The following is a 19,379-nucleotide window of genomic DNA, read 5'->3' as shown; positions in this document are numbered from 1 at the left end:
GAAAAACAGGCAATCATCGGGTACCCGGTGATTGCCTGCATCTTACTATTTCGCTTGACTTAATTACCGGACTTAATTGCCAGGCTTAATTATTAAAATTAACAGGTTGGCAACATTTCTTAACGGTTGAACGGCTTGCCATTAACAGTCAGGGCTCCCTGCTTCCATTCGATCTTGGAACTCAGGAGTTTACCGCTACGAGTGATATAACCCTGCCCCTCGAAAGCCTGGATCTGTTGATTCATGGCATCCAGTGCTGCTTTTTGCATTTCCGGGTCTTTTTGCCTTGCACCACCCAGCTTTGCCACCAGAGCTTCTGTCAAGGTCACATCCAGATTACTTTGCAATTTTGGCAGCAGCAGCATAGGATTGGCTGCATCTGCCGCCGTTGCGCCAACCAGTTTGGCAGAGCCTGAGAGTTTTGCCTCGCCTTCAGCAGTAACAACGCTAAGACGCTCCAGCACCAATTCTGGCTCTTTTTGCAAAATCAAGGGTGCGACTTCATCCCAGAGTGCTTTCAAGGCAGCCAGTTTTTCCGGATCAGCACCAGCACCCGAATATGCCGTAGAAATTTTTGCCAGCGAAGGGCCATGAATGCGCTTGACGCCATAGTCGTAATGAAAATCACTGAACTCTTGCTGATCAAAAGTGAATTTGGCAACTCCAAATCTGGCCGCGATGTCTACCAATTCATCTTTCATGCCGGCATCTGTGGTGAGCTTGAGCTGATCCAGATTAAAACTTTTCTTGGCATCGACTTTATCCGCATAGCTGATACTGGCAACCGTGGTATCCGTCTTGCCCAGATACAGATTCGTATCTGGATAAGCTTGCGTCACGTCACCTTTGAGGCTGACGGCACCCATTTTGAATGATTGCCCTTCCAGCCCGTCTACAGTCAGGCCAGGGGCGCTCATCACGACATTAAACGCCTTGTAATCTTTTTCAAAGCCGATTTCCAGACTCAAACCCTGCCATGTGACTTTTTCTTTGTCTTTTTCCATCACTGTATTGAATGCCGGGCTGGAAATACTGACGCGGCCACTACCGCCATAATTCAGGCGGGAAGTAATCTCAAGCGGATTGGCCGTACCAAACAATTTGGCAAGTTGCGCCTTGCTTTCTGCATCCAGAACCAGTTCTGTCTTGATGAGGGCAGCACCGTAGCCACGGAATCCAGGCAAAGGACCATGCTGGATACGATTAATAAAATGAATTTGCAAGGGCTTTGACACTTTTTCTGTCACGACTGGTTCTGCAGGAGGCGCATCTGCAACGACGACAGCGCCATCTGCACCTGGCTGTTCAGCAGCATCAGGTTCAGGGAAATCAGGCTTTTGCGTCCCCGGGAAATTTGCCAGGTTCAGCTCCAGCGTCGTATCCTGCACTGAAGAGAACACACCACGCTGATAATCCTGCTTGACGACTTTGACATATGGAGAAGATTTAGCCTGAATCATGCTGGACTCTGCCAGCTTGGCTTCTACACTTTTTCCGGTGTACCAGGCCGCAGCAGGGTATGCCACCGCCAGAACCACTACTACCGCGATCAGTTTCGTACTTTTACTCACAAACTTTCTCCATTTAAGCTACACGCTTGCCATGTGGCACTGGTCATTGCGACCTGCAAGGAGTGTAACAAGCTTCTTTTCGATTGTCATTATTGCATTCGGCACATAATACTTTGGTATGTGTCAAGCTTTCGCGGATTTCCAGACATAAAAAAATTCAAAAAAAGGGCAGCAAACTCACGCTTGCTGCCCTTGCCCTGATTGTTTTGTTTTACTTAGTTAGCTGGAACGTATAGTTGCCAGCGCCAATTCAGAGGTATTCAAAGCGCCCTCAACAAAGCCTTGATAGTCAGAATATGCCTCACCAACAATGTGGATATTCTTGGCGCCGCTGCCAAAGTCGAAGGCCTTGAAGACATCCATGACCTTCCATGAACGAACACCTGGTTGCCAGCCATGGTTGGCCGCACCATACGGCGCCCTGGCCCAATCGCGTATGCCATAGGTAACGATGGAATTCTTGATGAAGTCGCGGGTATCTTCCAGCGATTTTTCTTCAAACATGTGCTGGGCCTGGTCAGTCAGTTTCAAACCTGAGCGCTTGATATCGACGAGGCGCTTGACATCACGCGCGACGAACAGGGAGAAGGCATCGACGATCTTGACGTTCTGGTCGATCTCGGCGCGGTCATGTTTGTCGGTTTCCATGACATAGTGTTTCCAGAATTCTGTCGATGGGCGATCCATGTACAGCAAGACCATGCCGTGTCCATCTTTATCCTGTCCTTGCGGGCGGCGGAAATAATGGATTTCACGGGTAGGCAGGCAACTCGCATATTGTTGCGGGCGCTGTGAATAATCCCACCAGGGTGAATCTGTCACGAAGAACAATTTCAGCATGGGGAAGCCATTCACCGCATCAAGCTGTGAGGAGACGTGTTCAGGCAGGCAGGACGCCAGTTTTACCAGCGGCATTCTCGGCAAAGCCAGGATCAACCTGTCGGTCTGCAACTGTATATTGCCGTTCTTGGTATGTACATCAAGCTCCAGCCGGGGCTGGCCCATGGCGATTTGCTTGAAACTGGTGAGCATATGACCACCGGCCAGAGTGACATTGCTAAGGCCGCGTAATTTGGCCATCAGGCTCTCTGTCAGTTTTGCCGTGCCGCCATCGACGCTGGCCAGTTGCTGACCTACGGTTTTCAGGGCGCGCAGCCACCAGATGATCCATTCGATTGCATTCAGGTTTTCGGGGATCATGTGATAGAAGGTGCCAGTATCACGCAGCTTGGTCAGTGCCAGATGGCTGAGCGCACCTTCGGCAGACATGGCGTTCCAGAAGCCCATGCTCCAAAGCGGCTGACCATTGAGCTGTGCATGTTTGCGCATGCGCTGATAGTCAGCTTCGGTTTGCGCATCTATCCAGGCCTGGTCTTGTGGGTCTTGCCCCATGACGAGCATGATGCCGCGCTTGAGAAGTTGCAGGGAATTGAGACCCATTTCCTCGGCAGGCAAATCATAAGTAGGTGCATTGACTTCTTCACCTTCGGGGCCGCTGAACTCGGTCAGCTTGACACCCAGGTCACGGCACAATTTATCGAAGCGAGGCTGCAGGGTGGGCTCGAAACGCATAGGACCCCATTCAGCGATGAAGCCATCCAGGTCTTCAGTCTCTATGCGGCCACCCCAGCGGTCAGATGAGGCTTCCAGCACCACGACTTTTTGCCCGGACAAGGCCAGACGCCAGGCGCAATACAGACCAGAAATGCCGCCACCGGCAATAATGACAGGATGATAATTCATATCAGACCTCTAGTATTCATTTGTCCACTAGGACGAGAGCGTCATTTTGCCTGCAAGCGGCCTGAATATAATTCGTATTACTGATCAGTCCGTCATTATTTACCGTATTAAATAAGACAATCAATAAGACACTACGTCAAACACCACGTGCCCTGTCTGCATGGAATTGCTGGACAAACTCAGGGAATCGTTCGTCATCCAGTGCTTTACGGATGTTTTTCATCAAATCCAGGTAGTAATGCAAATTGTGGATAGTGTTCAAACGTGCGCCGAGGATTTCACCGGTGCGGTGCAAATGATGCAGGTAAGCGCGTGAAAAGTTCTTGCAGGCATAGCATTCGCAAGTCGCATCCAGCGGTTCTTTTTCTTCCTTGTAACGGGCATTCTTGATCTTGATATCGCCAAAGCGGGTGAAGATCCAGCCATTGCGCGCATTGCGGGTAGGCATGACGCAATCAAACATGTCTATGCCATTGGCAACACCTGCTACCAGGTCTTCAGGTGTACCTACGCCCATCAGGTAATGCGGTTTGTTTTCTGGCAGCTTGGGGCCGACATGCGCGAGTACGCGCATCATGTCTTCCTTAGGCTCCCCTACCGACAGGCCGCCGATGGCGATACCGTGGAAATTGAGCTCATTCAAGCCAGCCAGGGATTCATCACGCAGGTGCTCAAACATGCCGCCCTGGACGATGCCAAACAAGGCATTCGGGTTTTCACCCTGGTTGAATTCATCAATTGAACGCTTGGCCCAGCGCAAAGACATGCGCATGGATTTGCCTGCTTCTTCTGTCGTCGCTGGCCTGCCATCGATTTCATACGGCGTGCATTCATCGAACTGCATGACGATGTCAGAATTCAGCGCACGCTGGATTTGCATGGAAATTTCTGGCGACAAAAACAGACGCTCACCACTGATAGGTGAAGAAAACTTGACGCCCTCTTCCGTAATCTTGCGCATCGCACCCAGGGAAAATACCTGGAAACCACCTGAGTCTGTCAGGATAGGTTTATCCCAGCCCATGAAACCATGCAGGCCACCAAATTTGTTGAGCACTTCCGTGCCAGGACGCAGCCATAGGTGGAAGGTATTGCCGAGAATGATATGGGCATCAATCTCTTTCAACTCCAGCGGCGACATGGCCTTGACCGAGCCATAAGTACCCACCGGCATGAAGATAGGCGTTTCTATTTCACCATGGTTGACTTTGACACGGCCACGGCGTGCAGCAGTAGTTTTATCTTTTTTAATGAGTGTAAATTCAAGCATGGTCTTCCCCGGAGGAATTGGTCAGCAGCATGGCATCGCCATAGCTGAAAAAACGATATTGTTGAGCGATAGCGTGAACATAAGCAGCGCGGACGCGATCATACCCGGCAAATGCCGATACCAGCATCATCAAAGTGGATTTTGGTAAGTGGAAATTGGTGATAAGCCTGTCCACGGTTTTGAATACATAGCCGGGCGTGATGAACAAGCGGGTGTCGTCACTGCCTGCCTGCAAGGCACCAGTTTGTGAAGCAGATTCGAGCGCACGCATGCTGGTGGTACCAACCGCCACCACTTTGCCGCCCGCGGCTTTGGTGGCCTGTACGGCTGCCACGGTCTCATCCGGCACGGTATACCATTCGCTATGCATCTGGTGATCTGCCAGGTTTTCTGTACGCACAGGCTGGAAGGTACCAGCGCCCACATGCAGAGTCACATAGGCAAGTTTGATACCCTTGTCCTGGCAACGCTGTAATAGCGCCTCGTCAAAATGCAGGCCAGCAGTCGGTGCGGCTACCGCCCCAGGTACGCGGTTATACACAGTCTGGTAACGTTGCTCGTCAAAGTCATCTGCATCATGTTCTATATACGGCGGCAAAGGCAGGCGACCATAAGTTTCCAGTAGCGTGAAGATATCAGACGGGAAATACAGGGTAAAAAATTCACCGACACGCTCACCGACGACCACGTCGAAACTGTCCGCCAGGCGGATTTTGCTACCTGGTAGCGGCGACTTGGACGCACGCATCTGGGCCAGCACACTGCGCTCCTTGTCATTATTCGACAGCACGCGCTCTACCAGCATCTGTATCTTGCCACCGCTTTCCTTGACGCCAAAGAAGCGTGCCTTGAGTACACGGGTATCATTAAAGACCAGCAAATCACCGGCATTGAGCTGGTCTATGATGTCAGCAAAATGCCTGTCGACCAACTTATCGCCATCGACATGCAAGAGGCGTGAAGCGGTACGGTCGGGCAAAGGTGTTTGCGCGATCAGGGCTTCAGGCAGTTCAAAATCAAAATCACTTAGGGAGTAAGACATGCAAAAATTCTACAAAAACGGGGGTAAAACAGGAAAAACAGACATAAAGCTACTTTACACTGTATAAAATACCAGTAGAATGCACACTATCGTAGCAAACCCGGGTAAGATCATAGACAAACAGCCTGAAACCCAAGGTTTTGTGAATTTCCTGAAAAAAGTAAGCTAACAGCAAAACCCACCATTTTACACCCCATGGCCGCTGAAGACCAAAGTGCAAGTGCAGAGTTAAAAAATACACAAGCTGATGCAGCCATGGCTGGCATCACCACCTTGCCTGACTCAAGCCCCAAAAAACCTGCAAAAAAAACCAAAACCCCCATTAACACTGCAGCCAAGGCCAGCGAAAAACTTGCCAAACTGGGCTTGCGCAAGGACATGGATTTTGTCTTGCACCTGCCCATGCGCTATGAAGATGAAACTGAAATCGTCAGCATGCGCGATGCTTCTTTCCGTGGTGGCAGCAGTGTGCAGGTTGAGGGTGTGGTCACAGAATGCGATATCCAGTACCGCCCACGCCGTCAGTTGGTCGTGACTATTGCTGACGATAGTGGCCAGGTCGTGCTGCGCTTCCTGAATTTTTATGGCAACCAGACCAAGCAAATGGCAGTTGGCGTGCGAGTACGGGCACGCGGAGAATTACGCCACGGCTTCTTTGGTGCAGAAATGGTGCATCCTCACTACAAGATCGTCAATGAAGGCGCACCGCTGCCGACTGCGCTGACACCCGTCTACCCATCCGGAGAAGGCGTGCCACAAGCTTTATTGCGCAAGGCCATTGCCAATGCCATGACACGCGTCAACTGGCGTGACACCCTATCCCCCGCGCGGCTGGCTGCCCTGCATTTGCAGGATTTTGAAAGCAGCATACGCACCCTGCATAATCCACCGCCAGATGTAGACCAGCATAGCCTGATAGAACGCGAACACCCGGCCTGGGAACGCATGAAATTTGATGAACTGCTGGCCCAGCAATTATCACTGAAGCGCGCACAAATTACGCGTCGTAGTAAAGGTGCAAATGCCCTGCCACTGGTTGGTGAACTCAGCAATGCTTTCCTGCTGAACCTGCCATTTTCCCTGACCAGGGCACAAGAAAAAGTGCTGGCTGAGATACGCGATGATCTGCGTGAAGCCTTTCCCATGCAGCGGCTATTGCAAGGTGATGTAGGCAGCGGCAAAACCATCGTGGCAGCACTGGCTGCTGCGCAGGCAATAGACAATGGTTTTCAGGCTGCACTGATGGCACCGACAGAAATTCTGGCCGAACAGCACTTCAGGAAAATCGCTGCCTGGCTGGAACCTCTCGGCGTAAAAACTGCATGGCTGACTGGCAGCCTGAAGAAAAAAGAAAAAGACGCGGCAAATGCATTGATCACTTCCGGCGAAGCACAACTGGTGATAGGCACCCATGCATTAATACAGGACAGTGTGCAATTCAAAAAGCTGGGCCTGGTCATCGTCGATGAACAACACCGCTTTGGCGTCAGCCAGCGCCTTAACCTGGCCAACAAGACCGAGGCTGGCAAGGTGCCACATCAACTGATGATGTCGGCCACGCCTATCCCGCGCACCCTGGCGATGACTTACTATGCTGACCTGGAAGTGTCAGTCATCGACGAATTGCCGCCAGGCCGCACACCTATCGTCACCCGCGTTATCGACCAGAACCGCCGTGATGAAGTCATTGCGCGCGTGCAGGCAGCGGGGCAGGAAGGCAAGCAAGTCTATTGGGTCTGCCCGCTGATAGAAGAATCAGAAACCCTGCAACTGCAAACAGCAACTGACACGCACACCATGCTTGCTGAAGCCCTGCCAGAACTGAATGTAGGCCTGGTACATGGCCGCCTGAAACCGGCAGAAAAGCAGGCAACGATGGAAGCCTTCATCCGCAATGACAGCCAGGTGCTGGTGGCTACCACCGTGATTGAAGTTGGCGTTGACGTACCGAATGCCAGCCTGATGGTGATAGAGCATGCAGAGCGTTTTGGCCTGTCACAATTGCACCAGTTGCGTGGCCGCGTAGGCCGTGGTGCCGCAGCCAGTGTTTGCCTGTTGCTGTATCAAGGCCCGCTGGGCGGCACTGCCAAGCAAAGGCTGGCCACCATGCGCGAGAGTAATGATGGTTTTGAAATTGCGCGCAAGGACCTGGAATTGCGCGGCCCCGGTGAATTCCTCGGTGCGCGTCAATCTGGTGAAGCCATGTTACGTTTTGCCAACCTGGAAACCGATCAATGGCTGGTGGATAAGGCACGCAATCTGGCCGATGATTTATTAAAAAATGACCCCGTCACCGTTGCTGCTCATCTGGAGCGCTGGCTGGGATATAAAGAAGAATTTTTGAGAGTATAAAAACCTATGCTGAATATCGTTAATGTTGATGTTAATAATCCACAACATGCCAAAGACCTCGTCAGCATGCTCAATATGTATGCGCTCGATCCTATGGGCGGTGGCGAAGCTCTGTCTGATTATGCGCAAACCAATCTCATTAGCGAACTAAAAAAACGCAATACCGTGCGCGTCATTCTCGCTTATGTGAATGATCAGGCTGCCGGTTTTGCGATTTGCATAGAGGGCTTTTCCACCTTTGCCTGCAAGTCTCTGTTAAACATCCACGACTTTGCCGTACACCCTGATTTTCGTGGTCAGGGCATAGGCAATAAAATGATGCAGCACCTGACTGCACTTTCCGAACAACTAGGTTATTGCAAGATGACGCTGGAAGTATTGGAGGGGAATACCCGTGCGCAAAATCTGTATCGTGCAGAAGGCTTCGCACCGTATGAGCTGAACCCCGAATTTGGTGGTGCGATTATCATGCAAAAGAAAATTGGCAAAGCCTGATTTCATCACATTGCATAGTGGAGATCAGCCAAATTTCTCTACCATGAAATCCACAAAACTACGCAGCTTGGGCGTGCGGTATCTGTCTTGCAGATAAACCACGCTTAAGGCCCGGCTTGGCAATTCATACTCAGGAAATAATTGCACCAAAAGCCCGGCCTTTACATCTGCTTCCAGCAAGATTGCTGGCTGCAAGATAATGCCCAGGCCATGCAAAGCAGCGACCCGCAAAGCCTGCCCATGATTGACTTGCAGCCTGCCGGTAACGGGGATGCGATACATCTCATCCTGGTCTTGCAAACGCCAGTTAGTAATGGCGGCCGGGCTGAAGGACAGGCATTCATGCTGCGTCAAATCTTCAGGCATGCGTGGTGCGCCCTTGCGCGCCAGATAATCAGGTGAGGCGCAGATCATCAAGCGATATGGACGCAAGGATTTGGCGATGAGTGTTGAATCAGGTAACTCACCTATGCGTATCGCAACTTCAAATCCCTCTTCCAGCATATCCATGACGCGGTCAGACAAGCTCACATCGACACTTACTTCAGGATAGCGCGCCAGATATTCTGACAATGCAGGCATTAGTGCCTCGGTACCAAAACTGACAGGCGCAGTAATGCGCAGTTTGCCTGCTGGAGCCAGTTGCAGGTTTTGCGCCTGCTCGTCGGTTTCATCGACCAGCCTCAAGATTTCCTTGCAGCGCGCATAGTAATCCTCGCCAAAGGCTGTCAAGTGCTGACGCCGCGTGGTCCTTTGCAGCAATTGCATGCCCAGGCGTTTTTCCAGCATGCGCAAATGATTGCCTGCCATGGTTGCCGAAATCCCGCTAGCCGTGGCGGCTCCACTCAGACTGCCTTTTTCCACGGCAAGAACATAGACCTTCATGCTGTCCAGCAAATCCATTCAACACTCCTGATTATAGATGTATCAATCATAGACTCATTTATCTCATTTTAGTTTCAAATAAGAATAGAGCCTTGTTTGCAACCTTCGCTGGCAAACAAACAACGATTCCCACACAATTTTTGGAGCCATACCATGACTATCACCACACTTGCCACCCGTTTTGCCAACCGCACCGTCCTGATCACAGGTGGAGGAACCGGCATGGGCAAGGCCGCCGCCTTGCGCTTTGGCCGCGAAGGAGCCAATGTCGTCATCGCTGGCCGCCGTTCTGCAGAAATAAATCTGGTTGCCGATGAAATCAAGGCCGCTGGCGGCGTCGCCCTGGCAATACCTGCCGATATCTCTGACGCAGAACAAGTCCAGGCACTGGTACAAAAAACCGTGTCCACCTTTGGTGGCCTGCACATGGCCTGGAATAATGCCGGTATCCTGGGTGGCTTCCAGCCCTTCCAGGAAACCAGCCTGACCGACTTCGATGCCGTCATGGCAACCAACCTGCGCGGCGTATTCGCCTGCCTGAAACACGAAATCGCCGCCATGCAGGCAGCCGGTGCTGGTGGCGCCATCGTCAACACTTCTTCCTGGACTGCCCACGGCGCCATGCCCGGCCTGTCCGCCTATGCCGCAGGCAAAGCCGCTCTCGATGCATTGACACGCACGGTCGCAGTCGAAGTCGGCCCTCTGCAAATCCGCATCAACAACGTCAGCCCCGGCATCATCGCTACCCCCATGGCCAGCGGCGTACTGGCATCCAGAACATCTGCACTACCGTTTGAAAAACAAACCCCATTGCAGCGCATAGGCCAGCCCGAAGATGTTGCCGATGCAGTGCTGTGGCTATTGTCAGACGATGCGCGTTTTGTGACCGGGCAAAGTTTGCTGGTCGATGGTGGTTTTACCATAGGTGGCTTGCGCCCCTGGTTTAACGGATTTGTGGCGGAGCATGTTTGAGGTACGCTTAGGTAATTAGATATCAAATAGGCGACCGTTAGGTATATTTCATTGAGATTGGTCAATTAACCTGTGTTTTGGGGTTGCTGCTGTTTTTGACTTTTTGCAGTTCCCATGTGTAGCCGCCGTTTGTGTTGTACAGAAAATGGATTAAGAAGAGCCGCTGTCTGAGCCGCAGGCGAGTTTCGGATCTTCCCATTTTTTGTACTGCACAAACGGGAACCCCGCAGGGGCGGCTACGCCTGGGTCGCCTTTTTGGCATACCTTTTTGGCGAAGCAAAAAGGCATGTAGCCGCCGGTCTACCACCGGCCGGCGATCTTAAAATACGTATACAGGCATTAGAAAATCAAGTCATTCAAAACATCGCGATCCTGAAGTTAATGCGCTATACGATATGCTATTAACGCCGCTGGATTCCACCCAAAAACACGCTGGAGTGCCAGCCCGGTGGAATGACGTATTTCGGAGTTGGGTAAAATGCATGAAATGGCTCCGGCAAAAACTATTCGAGAAAACCCGCATCAATTTGCTGAATGTACAAATTCCCATTCGCAAATCATCTCCCCCCCATCCCATAGCCAAAATCACAACTACCGCCCCCACCTCATGTCAAGGTAAAATCCCCCAGAACCTAAAGACGACCAACGCATAAATGCCAAACGCACTGGCTATGTGCACACACAATATAAGGATCAGCAATGACTATAGATTTCAAGGGCCGTGTCGCCATCGTGACCGGTGCAGGTGGTGGTTTGGGACGTGAACATGCGCTGGCGCTGGCTGCGCGTGGGGCAAAAGTAGTAGTCAATGATCTGGGTGGTGCGCGTGATGGTTCCGGTGGTTCGTCCGCTGCAGCGCTGGCCGTGGTTGAAGAAATCCGTGCTGCTGGTGGTGAGGCGATAGCCAATGGTGCATCGGTCACTGATTTTGACGCGGTACAGGCGATGGTGGCAGACACTATGGCGCAATGGGGGAGGGTTGATATTCTGGTCAATAATGCCGGTATCTTGCGTGACAAAAGCTTTGCCAAGATGGATGTCGCCGACTTTAAACTGGTGCTGGATGTTCATCTGATGGGTGCAGTGCATTGCTGCAAGGCAGTCTGGGCCATCATGACAGAACAAAAATATGGTCGCATCGTCATGACGACTTCTTCGTCCGGTCTATATGGCAATTTTGGTCAGTCGAATTATGGTGCGGCCAAGATGGCCCTGGTCGGGCTGATGCAGACGCTGGCGCTGGAAGGTGCAAAGTACGATATCCGTGTCAACAGCCTGGCACCAACAGCGGCAACACGCATGACGGAGAGCCTGTTCCCGGCAGAATTCCTGGCGGCGCTGCAACCATCTGATGTGGTACCAGCCATGCTGGTGCTGGCGTCTGAGCAGGCACCTAGCCGTGCCATCCTGTGTGCGGGCGCTGGCAGCTTTGAAGCAGCGAATATCACCCTGACCCAGGGTGTATGGGTAGGCCGCGGTGAAGATGCACCTGAGCAACTGGCAGCTCGTCTGGCTGAAGTCCGCCAGCGTGAAGGCGAAGCTGTACCAGAAAGCGGTGCGGCGCAAGGTCACCTGGAGTTGACCAAGGCCATGAGCCAAGCCAAAGCTTAATCCTGCCCATGTAGATTTGAGAGGGAGTAGCACATCAGGGCTACCCCTTTGTTACCTACCACAAGTCAGCGTCAAGACTATGAGCCAGATCAACAGTTTTGCAAACAATTAGCGCCTCATCAGCAATTTAATTTCTGGCAGAGTATGTGTTAAAACAGGGATATATCGTATATACAGTATGATTATCCAAAAATACTCCCCCATCCATTGTTAAATTCGGGAAAAAATTTGCGCTCTGTACAAAGCTCTTGCTGACGCTGCTCCCAGTCTGTGCCAAACTAACGGCATGACACTCACAGAATTAAAATATATTGTTGCCGTAGCCCGGCAAAAACATTTTGGCCATGCGGCAGAAGCTTGTTTTGTCGCCCAGCCTACGCTGTCTGTCGCCATCAAAAAACTGGAAGATGAGCTGGGGGTCACTATTTTTGAACGTGGTGGCACCGAAGTTTCAACCACCCCTCTGGGCGCGCAGATTGTTGCCCAGGCCGAACGTGTGCTTGAGCAAACCGCCGCTATCAAGGAAATCGCCAAACAAAACAAAGACCCGCTGGCGGGCCCTTTCCGCCTCGGCGTCATTTATACGATAGGCCCCTACCTGCTGCCTACTCTGGTGAAAACCATGATACAGCAGGTGCCACAAATGCCTTTGGTGCTGCAAGAGAATTTCACCGTCAAACTCATGGAGCTATTGCGCCAGGGTGAGCTTGATGCTGCCATCATGGCCCTGCCCCTGCCCGACCAGGGCATGATGATACAGCCGCTATACGACGAACCCTTTGTCGTCGCCATGCCCCGCGACCATGCCTGGGCTGAGCGCAAGGAAGTATCAGCTGAAGAATTGAAATCTGAGACCATGCTCTTGCTGGGCAACGGTCATTGCTTCCGCGATCAGGTGCTGGAAGTTTGCCCGGAAATGTCGCGCTTCTCCACTACCGGTGACGGCATTGCCAGGACCTTTGAAGGCTCTTCGCTGGAAACCATACGTCATATGGTGGCGTCTGGCATAGGTATCACCGTATTGCCGATGGCGTCGGTACCGGATATGGATGCCAAGGATGGCATGCTGCGTTACCTGCCTTTTACTGCCCCGGCACCCGACCGCCGCGTCGTGATTGCCTGGCGCAAGAGTTTTACCCGTCAGGCTGCGATTGAAGCTATACGCAAGGCCGTGTTGGCTTGTGACCTGCCTGGTGTCACCATGCTCGACGAAGCGGCGAGCACTCAATAATTTTTCCCTTCGCACTATGAACAAAGAAGTGATCGCGACCGCACGCCTGCAATTGCGGGTCCTGATGCCCGAACATGCCCCGATGATGCAGCAATACCTGCTGCTCAACCGCCATCACCTGGCACCGTGGGAGCCAGCACGTGATGAAGAATTTTTCTCGCTGGAGAAATGCGAAGAAAGACTGCTGGCCAGTTCCCGCCTGACAGAAGCTGGTCTGGCCATGCATTTTGCGGTTTGCCAGGACCAGGTCATGATAGGTATCTGCAATTTCAGCAATATCGTCCGTGGCGCTTTCCATGCCTGCCATCTGGGTTATGCGATTGCAGAACAGCAGCAAGGCCAGGGCTATATGCAAGAAGCCGTGCAGGCTGGCATCGGCCACATGTTCCATGAGGAGGGGCTGCACCGTGTGATGGCCAACTATGTGCCGGAAAACCAGCGTAGTGGCGCTTTGCTGGAGCGTCTGGGCTTTGAAAAAGAAGGCTATGCCAAGTCTTATCTCAAGATCAATGGCGTCTGGCGCGATCATATCTTGACTGCCCTGGTTAATATTGATAACTGAGCCAGATAACTTAGCAGGATAATCAAATCAAGCACCATGAATTAGCAAACGGGTGTCCCCCAAAAGAGTGATACGTATATACTGCGGTCTTTTGCGAAACACGCTGGTGTATCAGAGAATGGCAACAGACTCCGCTCATCACATTTCTACAGAAGGCTTCAGTCCATGTCATTGTCCCGGATACTGGTGATACTTGCCTGCGCCTGCGCGGCAACCAGCTTTTTTACCTTTGACAGCCAGGCGCAAACCACTGGCGACGTACAAAATCCCAGCCCAGCCATCATCAATGCCAATGTCCAGCCCAGCCGCCCGAAAGTGGCCCTGGTTCTGTCAGGCGGTGGTGCGCGCGGCTTTGCCCATATAGGCGTCTTGCGAGCATTGCGTAAAATGCGTGTGCCTGTGGATATGGTGGTCGGTACCAGCATAGGTGCTGTCGTTGGTGGTGCCTATGCTGCCGGGCGCTCAGCCGATGAGCTGGAACAAATCGTAAAGGAAACTGACTGGGACAGCGTACTGGCTGACCGTCCTGCCCGCTACGACCTGGACTTCCGCCGCAAGGAAGAAGACTTGATGCTGCCTTCACGCATAGAGTTTGCGGTGACCAAGTCTGGTGTATTTTTGCCACCCGCAGCAGCCGGTAATGCCGCGCTGGAAAACGCCCTGACCCGCCTGATGCCTGAAGGCATGCGAGACCAACCAGTGAACCAGCTGGCCCTGCCTTTCCTGTCTGTCGCATCTGATTTGCTGACTGGCGAGATGGTGGAATTGAACGACACCCCTTTATTGATGACCATGCGTGCCTCGCTGGCATTGCCGGGCGTTTTTGCACCTGTACGTATCAAGCAAAAGCTGGTCGTCGATGGTGGCCTGGTCAGTAATTTGCCGGTAGAACTCGCACGTGCCATGGGTGCGGATATCATCATTGCCGTCAATGTCGGCACGCCGCTGGCCAAGGAGCATGAACTTAACAGTGCCATTGATGTGACCAAGCAGATGCTGCAGATTCTGACCGAACAGAACGTGCAGCGCTCGATCAGGGACTTGCGCAAGACCGATGTATTGATAGCGCCAGAATTGTCAGGCACCAGCTTTCTGGATTTTGGCTTGTATCAGCAATCCATCAAGGCTGGCGAAATCGCCACCAATAAAATGGCCTCTCAACTGAGCGCCTTGCGCGTGCCGGATGAACAATATGCGGTGTTTGAATACCAGCGTTCCAACGCTGGTCAGGCGGCAAGAAATACAGCCGATAAATTACCGCTGGCAAAGATAGAGGTGGAAGGGCCGCGCTACATCAATCCCCAGGCTCTGATCGCGCAAACAGGCTTGAAAGAGGGCCAGGTCTTGTCGCAAGAACAGATCAGGCAAGCCTCGGGCAAGCTGTATGGGCGCGGTGACATCGACAATATAGAAACGGTCATCAGCGATGAAGATGGCAAACGCAATGTGCTGATCAAACCATCAGAGTCGAATTCCAGCCGCAACCGCCTGCGTGTTGGCCTTGAGCTGACCAGCGATTTCGCTGACGAAAATCGCTTTGGCCTGAGCGTCATGCATATTGCATCGTCACTCAATAGTTATGGCGCTGAATTACGCACCTTTGCCCGTATAGGCAGCCAACGCCAGTTGGGTACGCAGTTTTGGCAACCACTGGCTTCAGGTTCCCCTTGGTTTGTCGCCCCTTCTATTGAATACAACGGCAGCAGCCTGGATCTGTATCAAGAGGGTCGCAGAGCCTTGCGCGTGGGTGTGCGCGGCACCCAGGCCAGTCTGCTTTTTGGGCGGCAACTGGATAACTGGGGCACTATAGAAGCCGGAGTCAGCCGTGGTTTTGGCAAAGTTGACATTTTATTGCCCGCCGTCGCCAATCAGGACAGCCTGCGCTATTACAGCACCACGCGCTTCTTGCGCTTCCGCCTGGATACCCTGGATTCGCTGGCCAACCCCAGCCGGGGCTATCTGGTTACTTCATCGTGGGAACAAACTCCGGCACAGAATCCAGGCGAACGCTCACAAGCCCAGTCCCAGATCGATGCTTTATCCGCCTTCCAGCTCGGGGATTGGGCTGGCCACTTATATGGCGAATGGGGTCGTTCGGAACGCGGCGGTGCCCCCAACCCGCTGGGCGGTTTCCTGCGTCTGTCAGGTACGGCGAACAATTCACTGGAGGGCGACGCCACGGCTTTTGGCCGCTTCGTGCTGGCGCGTAAAATAGGCTCATTGCCCACTGCCGTTGGTGGTGCCATACGGACTGGTTTTTCGCTGGAAGTGGGCAATTCTTATGGCAATGGTCAGGCGCTACGCCTGAGTTCTCTCAAGCAGGCGGCCAGTGCCTTTGTATCCGTAGAAACGCGTTTTGGCCCGCTGTTTTTTGGTGCAGGGGCAACACGCGGCAATGGCTCTTCGCTTTACCTTTTCCTCGGGCCTATCTGGTGAGTCAGTCCTTTGACTGGCGCTGCCGTCTCTGGGCGACGCAGCGCCGTAAAGGCTGAAAACTCCCAGGAGCGGAAACCTACCAGCAAGGTAAAACCATCCCGCTCTTCTGGCCTGAGGCGACGGTCATCCTGATGCAGACGCGCCAGCTCGGCAGCCAGTTGCTGTATCTTCTGCACCATTTCCATGGCGCTATGCGATGACACCCGGGCTGGCACGAAGAGCAAAGTCTCGCCCTGCCCGGCGAAGCTGCCATCAAAGTAATCACTGACTACTACATCCCGGAAATACTGCTGCACCGGCCCGTCAGGACGCCAGTGGAACGCGGGTGATACCTTCAAACGGTAGCGGTTCAGGGGGCGCAGTTCTATAACTTCGAGTTTGTCGAGCGCGACCATGTGCAAAACACATTCAGCTTCGGACAAATGATAGGTTTCTATGATTTGCTCCAGCGTCCAGTGCCCCAAACAGCAAATCGCCACCAGCAATAACTTGGGGTCGGCCATCAACGACTGCTCCTGCGTCAGGCTCAGGGTATCGGCGTGCGGGGTAACATCAGCGGCCTGGCGTAATACATCCTCCATGGCGATGCCTGAAGCCTTGCAAATTTCCGCCAGGCGCGACAGGCTCATGTCCTTTTGCCCGAACATGCGCTTCATGCTGGATTCACTCATGCCTATGCGTTCGGCCAACATTTTGTATGTCACGCCTGCGGCACGCAACTCTGAACGCAAGACTTTCAAGACCAATTCGGGTGAACTCATGAGTACTTTCTGGCTAAGTGTAAAATTTTGCAAATAGTACCGCAAATCGATACCAAAAATACTGAATAACTATTCTTTCAGCAATTTTCTGGTACGTTTTTTTAATTATTGCGACACTTCGACCTGCAAAAGCTGCGTGAAGTTCAATAGCAGGCGTATCGATATTGAAACTCGCTGCTAATGGAAATATTGAAGCTTCAGTCCAGAGGAATCAGAATGCAAACACGAAGTAACACCGGTGATATGAGTGATCCCAGCAACAACCGGGAGACGATACGCAGGTATGCCATAGCAGCACTGCTGACGATTGCGGTATTTGGGATGGGCTATATTTGCGGGCAAAAGACTGAAAGGCAAACACCTGCTGTCAGCAAAGCCAACGTACTCAATGGCCCACCCAGTCGCGCCAGCGTGCGTTCTGATCTGTTAAAACGCCAACAGGGTCATCAGCGCAAAGCTGCGTTGATCGTCTGAGCAACTTTGCAAAAACTCCGTAAAAATTCTGCGGAAACTCTGTTAAACGCGTTTGGTAGAAACAGGATCAAACCAATGCACTACATCCGCAGCAAAACCTGCTGTCGTGCGCTGACCTGCTTCTACTGCCGTACCTGCAGGCGTGCGTATGACCATGGGTTCACCACCACATAGACCATGCACCAGCAAATCTGCCCCCAGCGACTCTACCAGCTGTACATCCAGTGGCAAACCTGGCATGCCTATGAACAAATGTTCTGGACGCACACCCAGTATCAGTTCACGGTTGGCGACGCGCTCTGCTTCGCTTTGCACCAGCGGCAATGACACCAGCGCCTGACCTATCTGCATCTGTCTGCCATTTTCTGTAATTTTGCCACGCAAGAGATTCATCGGTGGCGAACCAATAAAACTGGCGACAAAGGTAGTGGCTGGTGTTGCATACACTTCTGCCGGTGTACCTATCTGTTCTGCCACACCACCATTCATGACAATCATGCGCTGGCCCAGTGTCATGGCTTCGACCTGATCATGCGTGACATACAGGCTGGTGGTACCCAATGCCTTGTGCAGACGCTGAATTTCCAGACGCATTTGCACCCGCAATTTGGCATCCAGATTCGACAGCGGTTCATCGAATAAAAACACTGCCGGTTCCCGGACGATGGCGCGCCCCATGGCAACCCGCTGGCGCTGACCGCCAGAGAGCTGACGCGGGGTCCTGTCCAGCAGTGCGCCCAGTTCCAGAATCTGCGCGGCTTTTTGTACCCTGGTCTCAATATCGGCTTTGGAGAAACCGCGTATCTTCAAACCATAAGCCATGTTCTGGTACACGCTCATATGCGGGTACAGGGCGTAGTTCTGGAACACCATGGCGATATCCCTGTCCTTGGGTTCCAGGTTATTGACAACCCTGTCACCAATGACGATATCGCCGGAAGTGATTTCTTCCAGCCCCGCCACCATGCGCAAGAGCGTCGATTTACCGCAGCCAGAAGGTCCAACCATGACGATGAATTCGCCATGATTGATGTCCATGGAAACACCATGGATGACAGCAACGGCTTTATCACCCTTGCCGTAAGTTTTGGTTACGTTTTTAAAATGCAGTTGTGCCATACTATTTCTCGGAATCCACCAAACCTTTAACGAACCATTTCTGCATGATGACTACCACCAAGCCAGGTGGCAACATCGCCAGCAGCAGGGTCGCCATCACCATATTCCATTCGACTGCTGCATCACCGCCAGCAATCATGCGTTTGATGCCCACACCTATCGGGTACATATTCTGTTCTGTCGACACCAGCAAGGGCCAGAGATACTGGTTCCAGCCATAGATGAACATAATGACGAACAGCGCAATCACATTGGTACGCGACAGCGGCCACAGAATGTCCTTGAAGAAGCGCAAGGGTCCGGCACCATCAATACGCGCTGCTTCCGCCAGTTCATCGGGAACAGTTAAAAAGAATTGCCTGAACAAGAAGGTCGCTGTCGCCGAGGCGATCAGCGGCACAGTCAACCCGGCATAGCTGTTGAGCATGGACAGGTCAGACACCACTTTATACGTCGGGCTTATACGCACTTCGACAGGCAGCATCAGAGTGACAAAAATCATCCAGAAAAACAATGTGCGACCGGGAAAGCGGAAATAGACCAGCGCAAAAGCAGACAACATGGAAATTGAAATCTTGCCGATGGCGATCATCAGTGCAGACACCAAACTGACCCACATCATGCGCCCCACCGGGCTGCTGGCGACATTACCTGACGTGCCCGTGCCCAGCACCGCTTGCAGATTAACCCACAGCTGGTCGCCCGGTATCAAAGACATCGGTGCCAGGGCAGATTGTTCAGCCGTCTGGGTTGCGGCGACAAAGGCAACATAGATGGGGAAAGCCACCAGGCTGACACCAAGTATCAGGATAAAGTGGCTGAACATGCCCAGAAAAGGCCGGCGTTCTATCATGC

Annotated in this window: 16 protein-coding genes; 8 read left to right on the top strand and 8 right to left on the bottom strand. The window is 52.5% G+C overall.

All coding sequences use genetic code 11. The features are described 5' to 3' along the window. Positions 1–119: 119 nt before the first annotated feature. From AC3WQT_RS08980 to queA, 4 genes are all read right to left on the bottom strand, one after another. A complete protein-coding gene (locus tag AC3WQT_RS08980; RefSeq protein ID WP_492703528.1) occupies positions 120–1,571 on the bottom strand; it encodes a YdgA family protein in 1,452 nt (483 codons plus the stop codon). Positions 1,572–1,790: 219 nt separating this feature from the next. Beyond that, positions 1,791–3,314, bottom strand: coding sequence for a flavin monoamine oxidase family protein (locus AC3WQT_RS08975; protein ID WP_492703527.1), 1,524 nt, complete (start codon positions 3,312–3,314; stop codon positions 1,791–1,793). Between the two features lie 136 nt (positions 3,315–3,450). After that, positions 3,451–4,584: a tRNA guanosine(34) transglycosylase Tgt gene (tgt, locus tag AC3WQT_RS08970; protein WP_492703526.1), complete on the bottom strand. Its 1,134-nt coding sequence runs from the start codon at positions 4,582–4,584 to the stop codon at positions 3,451–3,453. Continuing rightward, entirely contained in the window at positions 4,577–5,626 is a 1,050-nt protein-coding gene (gene queA / locus AC3WQT_RS08965; protein ID WP_492703525.1) for a tRNA preQ1(34) S-adenosylmethionine ribosyltransferase-isomerase QueA, read from the bottom strand. The genes tgt and queA overlap by 8 nt, the downstream gene beginning before the upstream one ends. A gap of 195 nt (positions 5,627–5,821) precedes the next feature. On the opposite strand from queA, the gene recG reads away from it, so the two are divergent. Then, positions 5,822–7,978 (top strand): ATP-dependent DNA helicase RecG, encoded by a 2,157-nt coding sequence (recG, locus tag AC3WQT_RS08960; RefSeq protein ID WP_492703524.1) that lies wholly within the window; start codon positions 5,822–5,824, stop codon positions 7,976–7,978. Positions 7,979–7,984: 6 nt separating this feature from the next. Continuing rightward, positions 7,985–8,473: a GNAT family N-acetyltransferase gene (locus AC3WQT_RS08955; protein WP_492703523.1), complete on the top strand. Its 489-nt coding sequence runs from the start codon at positions 7,985–7,987 to the stop codon at positions 8,471–8,473. Positions 8,474–8,497: 24 nt separating this feature from the next. Here the strand turns inward: AC3WQT_RS08955 and AC3WQT_RS08950 are convergent, their stop codons facing one another. Continuing rightward, on the bottom strand, positions 8,498–9,376 hold the full coding sequence (locus AC3WQT_RS08950; protein ID WP_492703522.1) for a LysR family transcriptional regulator: 879 nt from the start codon (positions 9,374–9,376) through the stop codon (positions 8,498–8,500). Positions 9,377–9,511: 135 nt separating this feature from the next. Between AC3WQT_RS08950 and AC3WQT_RS08945 the strand changes: the two genes are divergently transcribed. The 5 genes from AC3WQT_RS08945 to AC3WQT_RS08925 all read left to right on the top strand — a co-directional run bounded on the left by AC3WQT_RS08945 (position 9,512) and on the right by AC3WQT_RS08925 (position 16,170). After that, entirely contained in the window at positions 9,512–10,330 is an 819-nt protein-coding gene (locus AC3WQT_RS08945) for an SDR family NAD(P)-dependent oxidoreductase (RefSeq protein WP_492703521.1), read from the top strand. Positions 10,331–11,029: 699 nt separating this feature from the next. Next, entirely contained in the window at positions 11,030–11,941 is a 912-nt protein-coding gene (locus AC3WQT_RS08940) for an SDR family NAD(P)-dependent oxidoreductase (protein ID WP_492703520.1), read from the top strand. A 286-nt stretch (positions 11,942–12,227) separates the two neighbouring features. Next, positions 12,228–13,172, top strand: coding sequence for a hydrogen peroxide-inducible genes activator (locus AC3WQT_RS08935; RefSeq protein ID WP_492703519.1), 945 nt, complete (start codon positions 12,228–12,230; stop codon positions 13,170–13,172). A gap of 28 nt (positions 13,173–13,200) precedes the next feature. Then, on the top strand, positions 13,201–13,734 hold the full coding sequence (rimJ, locus tag AC3WQT_RS08930) for a ribosomal protein S5-alanine N-acetyltransferase (RefSeq protein WP_492703518.1): 534 nt from the start codon (positions 13,201–13,203) through the stop codon (positions 13,732–13,734). Between the two features lie 165 nt (positions 13,735–13,899). Next, entirely contained in the window at positions 13,900–16,170 is a 2,271-nt protein-coding gene (locus AC3WQT_RS08925; RefSeq protein ID WP_492703517.1) for a patatin-like phospholipase family protein, read from the top strand. Here AC3WQT_RS08925 and AC3WQT_RS08920 read toward each other — a convergent pair. Continuing rightward, the gene (locus tag AC3WQT_RS08920; protein ID WP_492703516.1) at positions 16,143–16,931 is read right to left on the bottom strand and encodes a helix-turn-helix domain-containing protein; all 789 of its coding nucleotides are present in this window, start codon (positions 16,929–16,931) and stop codon (positions 16,143–16,145) included. The genes AC3WQT_RS08925 and AC3WQT_RS08920 overlap by 28 nt on opposite strands. A gap of 216 nt (positions 16,932–17,147) precedes the next feature. Between AC3WQT_RS08920 and AC3WQT_RS08915 the strand changes: the two genes are divergently transcribed. After that, positions 17,148–17,405 (top strand): hypothetical protein, encoded by a 258-nt coding sequence (locus tag AC3WQT_RS08915; RefSeq protein WP_492703515.1) that lies wholly within the window; start codon positions 17,148–17,150, stop codon positions 17,403–17,405. A gap of 42 nt (positions 17,406–17,447) precedes the next feature. Here the strand turns inward: AC3WQT_RS08915 and AC3WQT_RS08910 are convergent, their stop codons facing one another. Together AC3WQT_RS08910 and ugpE are read right to left on the bottom strand one after the other, a co-directional pair. Then, a complete protein-coding gene (locus AC3WQT_RS08910; protein WP_492703514.1) occupies positions 17,448–18,524 on the bottom strand; it encodes a sn-glycerol-3-phosphate import ATP-binding protein UgpC in 1,077 nt (358 codons plus the stop codon). A 1-nt stretch (position 18,525) separates the two neighbouring features. After that, positions 18,526–19,377 carry a sn-glycerol-3-phosphate ABC transporter permease UgpE gene (ugpE, locus tag AC3WQT_RS08905; RefSeq protein ID WP_422949466.1) on the bottom strand — a complete coding sequence of 284 codons (852 nt, stop codon included), beginning with the start codon at positions 19,375–19,377 and terminating at the stop codon, positions 18,526–18,528. Between the last annotated feature and the right edge of the window lie 2 nt (positions 19,378–19,379).

The organism is Undibacterium sp. FW305-107, from assembly GCF_058788535.1.
This window is presented reverse-complemented; position numbering and strand designations above follow the sequence as displayed.

What these genes read in the sequence shown, in the direction of transcription:
- AC3WQT_RS08940 (WP_492703520.1), top strand. Translation starts at nt 11,030, where the DNA reads ATGACTATAGATTTCAAGGGCCGTGTCGCCATCGTGACCGGTGCAGGT.
- AC3WQT_RS08925 (WP_492703517.1), top strand. Translation starts at nt 13,900, where the DNA reads ATGTCATTGTCCCGGATACTGGTGATACTTGCCTGCGCCTGCGCGGCA.
- AC3WQT_RS08950 (WP_492703522.1), bottom strand. Translation starts at nt 9,376, where the DNA reads ATGGATTTGCTGGACAGCATGAAGGTCTATGTTCTTGCCGTGGAAAAA.
- AC3WQT_RS08910 (WP_492703514.1), bottom strand. Translation starts at nt 18,524, where the DNA reads ATGGCACAACTGCATTTTAAAAACGTAACCAAAACTTACGGCAAGGGT.
- AC3WQT_RS08920 (WP_492703516.1), bottom strand. Translation starts at nt 16,931, where the DNA reads ATGAGTTCACCCGAATTGGTCTTGAAAGTCTTGCGTTCAGAGTTGCGT.
- AC3WQT_RS08955 (WP_492703523.1), top strand. Translation starts at nt 7,985, where the DNA reads ATGCTGAATATCGTTAATGTTGATGTTAATAATCCACAACATGCCAAA.
- AC3WQT_RS08915 (WP_492703515.1), top strand. Translation starts at nt 17,148, where the DNA reads ATGCAAACACGAAGTAACACCGGTGATATGAGTGATCCCAGCAACAAC.
- tgt (WP_492703526.1), bottom strand. Translation starts at nt 4,584, where the DNA reads ATGCTTGAATTTACACTCATTAAAAAAGATAAAACTACTGCTGCACGC.
- ugpE (WP_422949466.1), bottom strand. Translation starts at nt 19,377, where the DNA reads ATGATAGAACGCCGGCCTTTTCTGGGCATGTTCAGCCACTTTATCCTG.
- queA (WP_492703525.1), bottom strand. Translation starts at nt 5,626, where the DNA reads ATGTCTTACTCCCTAAGTGATTTTGATTTTGAACTGCCTGAAGCCCTG.
- AC3WQT_RS08945 (WP_492703521.1), top strand. Translation starts at nt 9,512, where the DNA reads ATGACTATCACCACACTTGCCACCCGTTTTGCCAACCGCACCGTCCTG.
- recG (WP_492703524.1), top strand. Translation starts at nt 5,822, where the DNA reads ATGGCCGCTGAAGACCAAAGTGCAAGTGCAGAGTTAAAAAATACACAA.
- AC3WQT_RS08975 (WP_492703527.1), bottom strand. Translation starts at nt 3,314, where the DNA reads ATGAATTATCATCCTGTCATTATTGCCGGTGGCGGCATTTCTGGTCTG.
- AC3WQT_RS08935 (WP_492703519.1), top strand. Translation starts at nt 12,228, where the DNA reads ATGACACTCACAGAATTAAAATATATTGTTGCCGTAGCCCGGCAAAAA.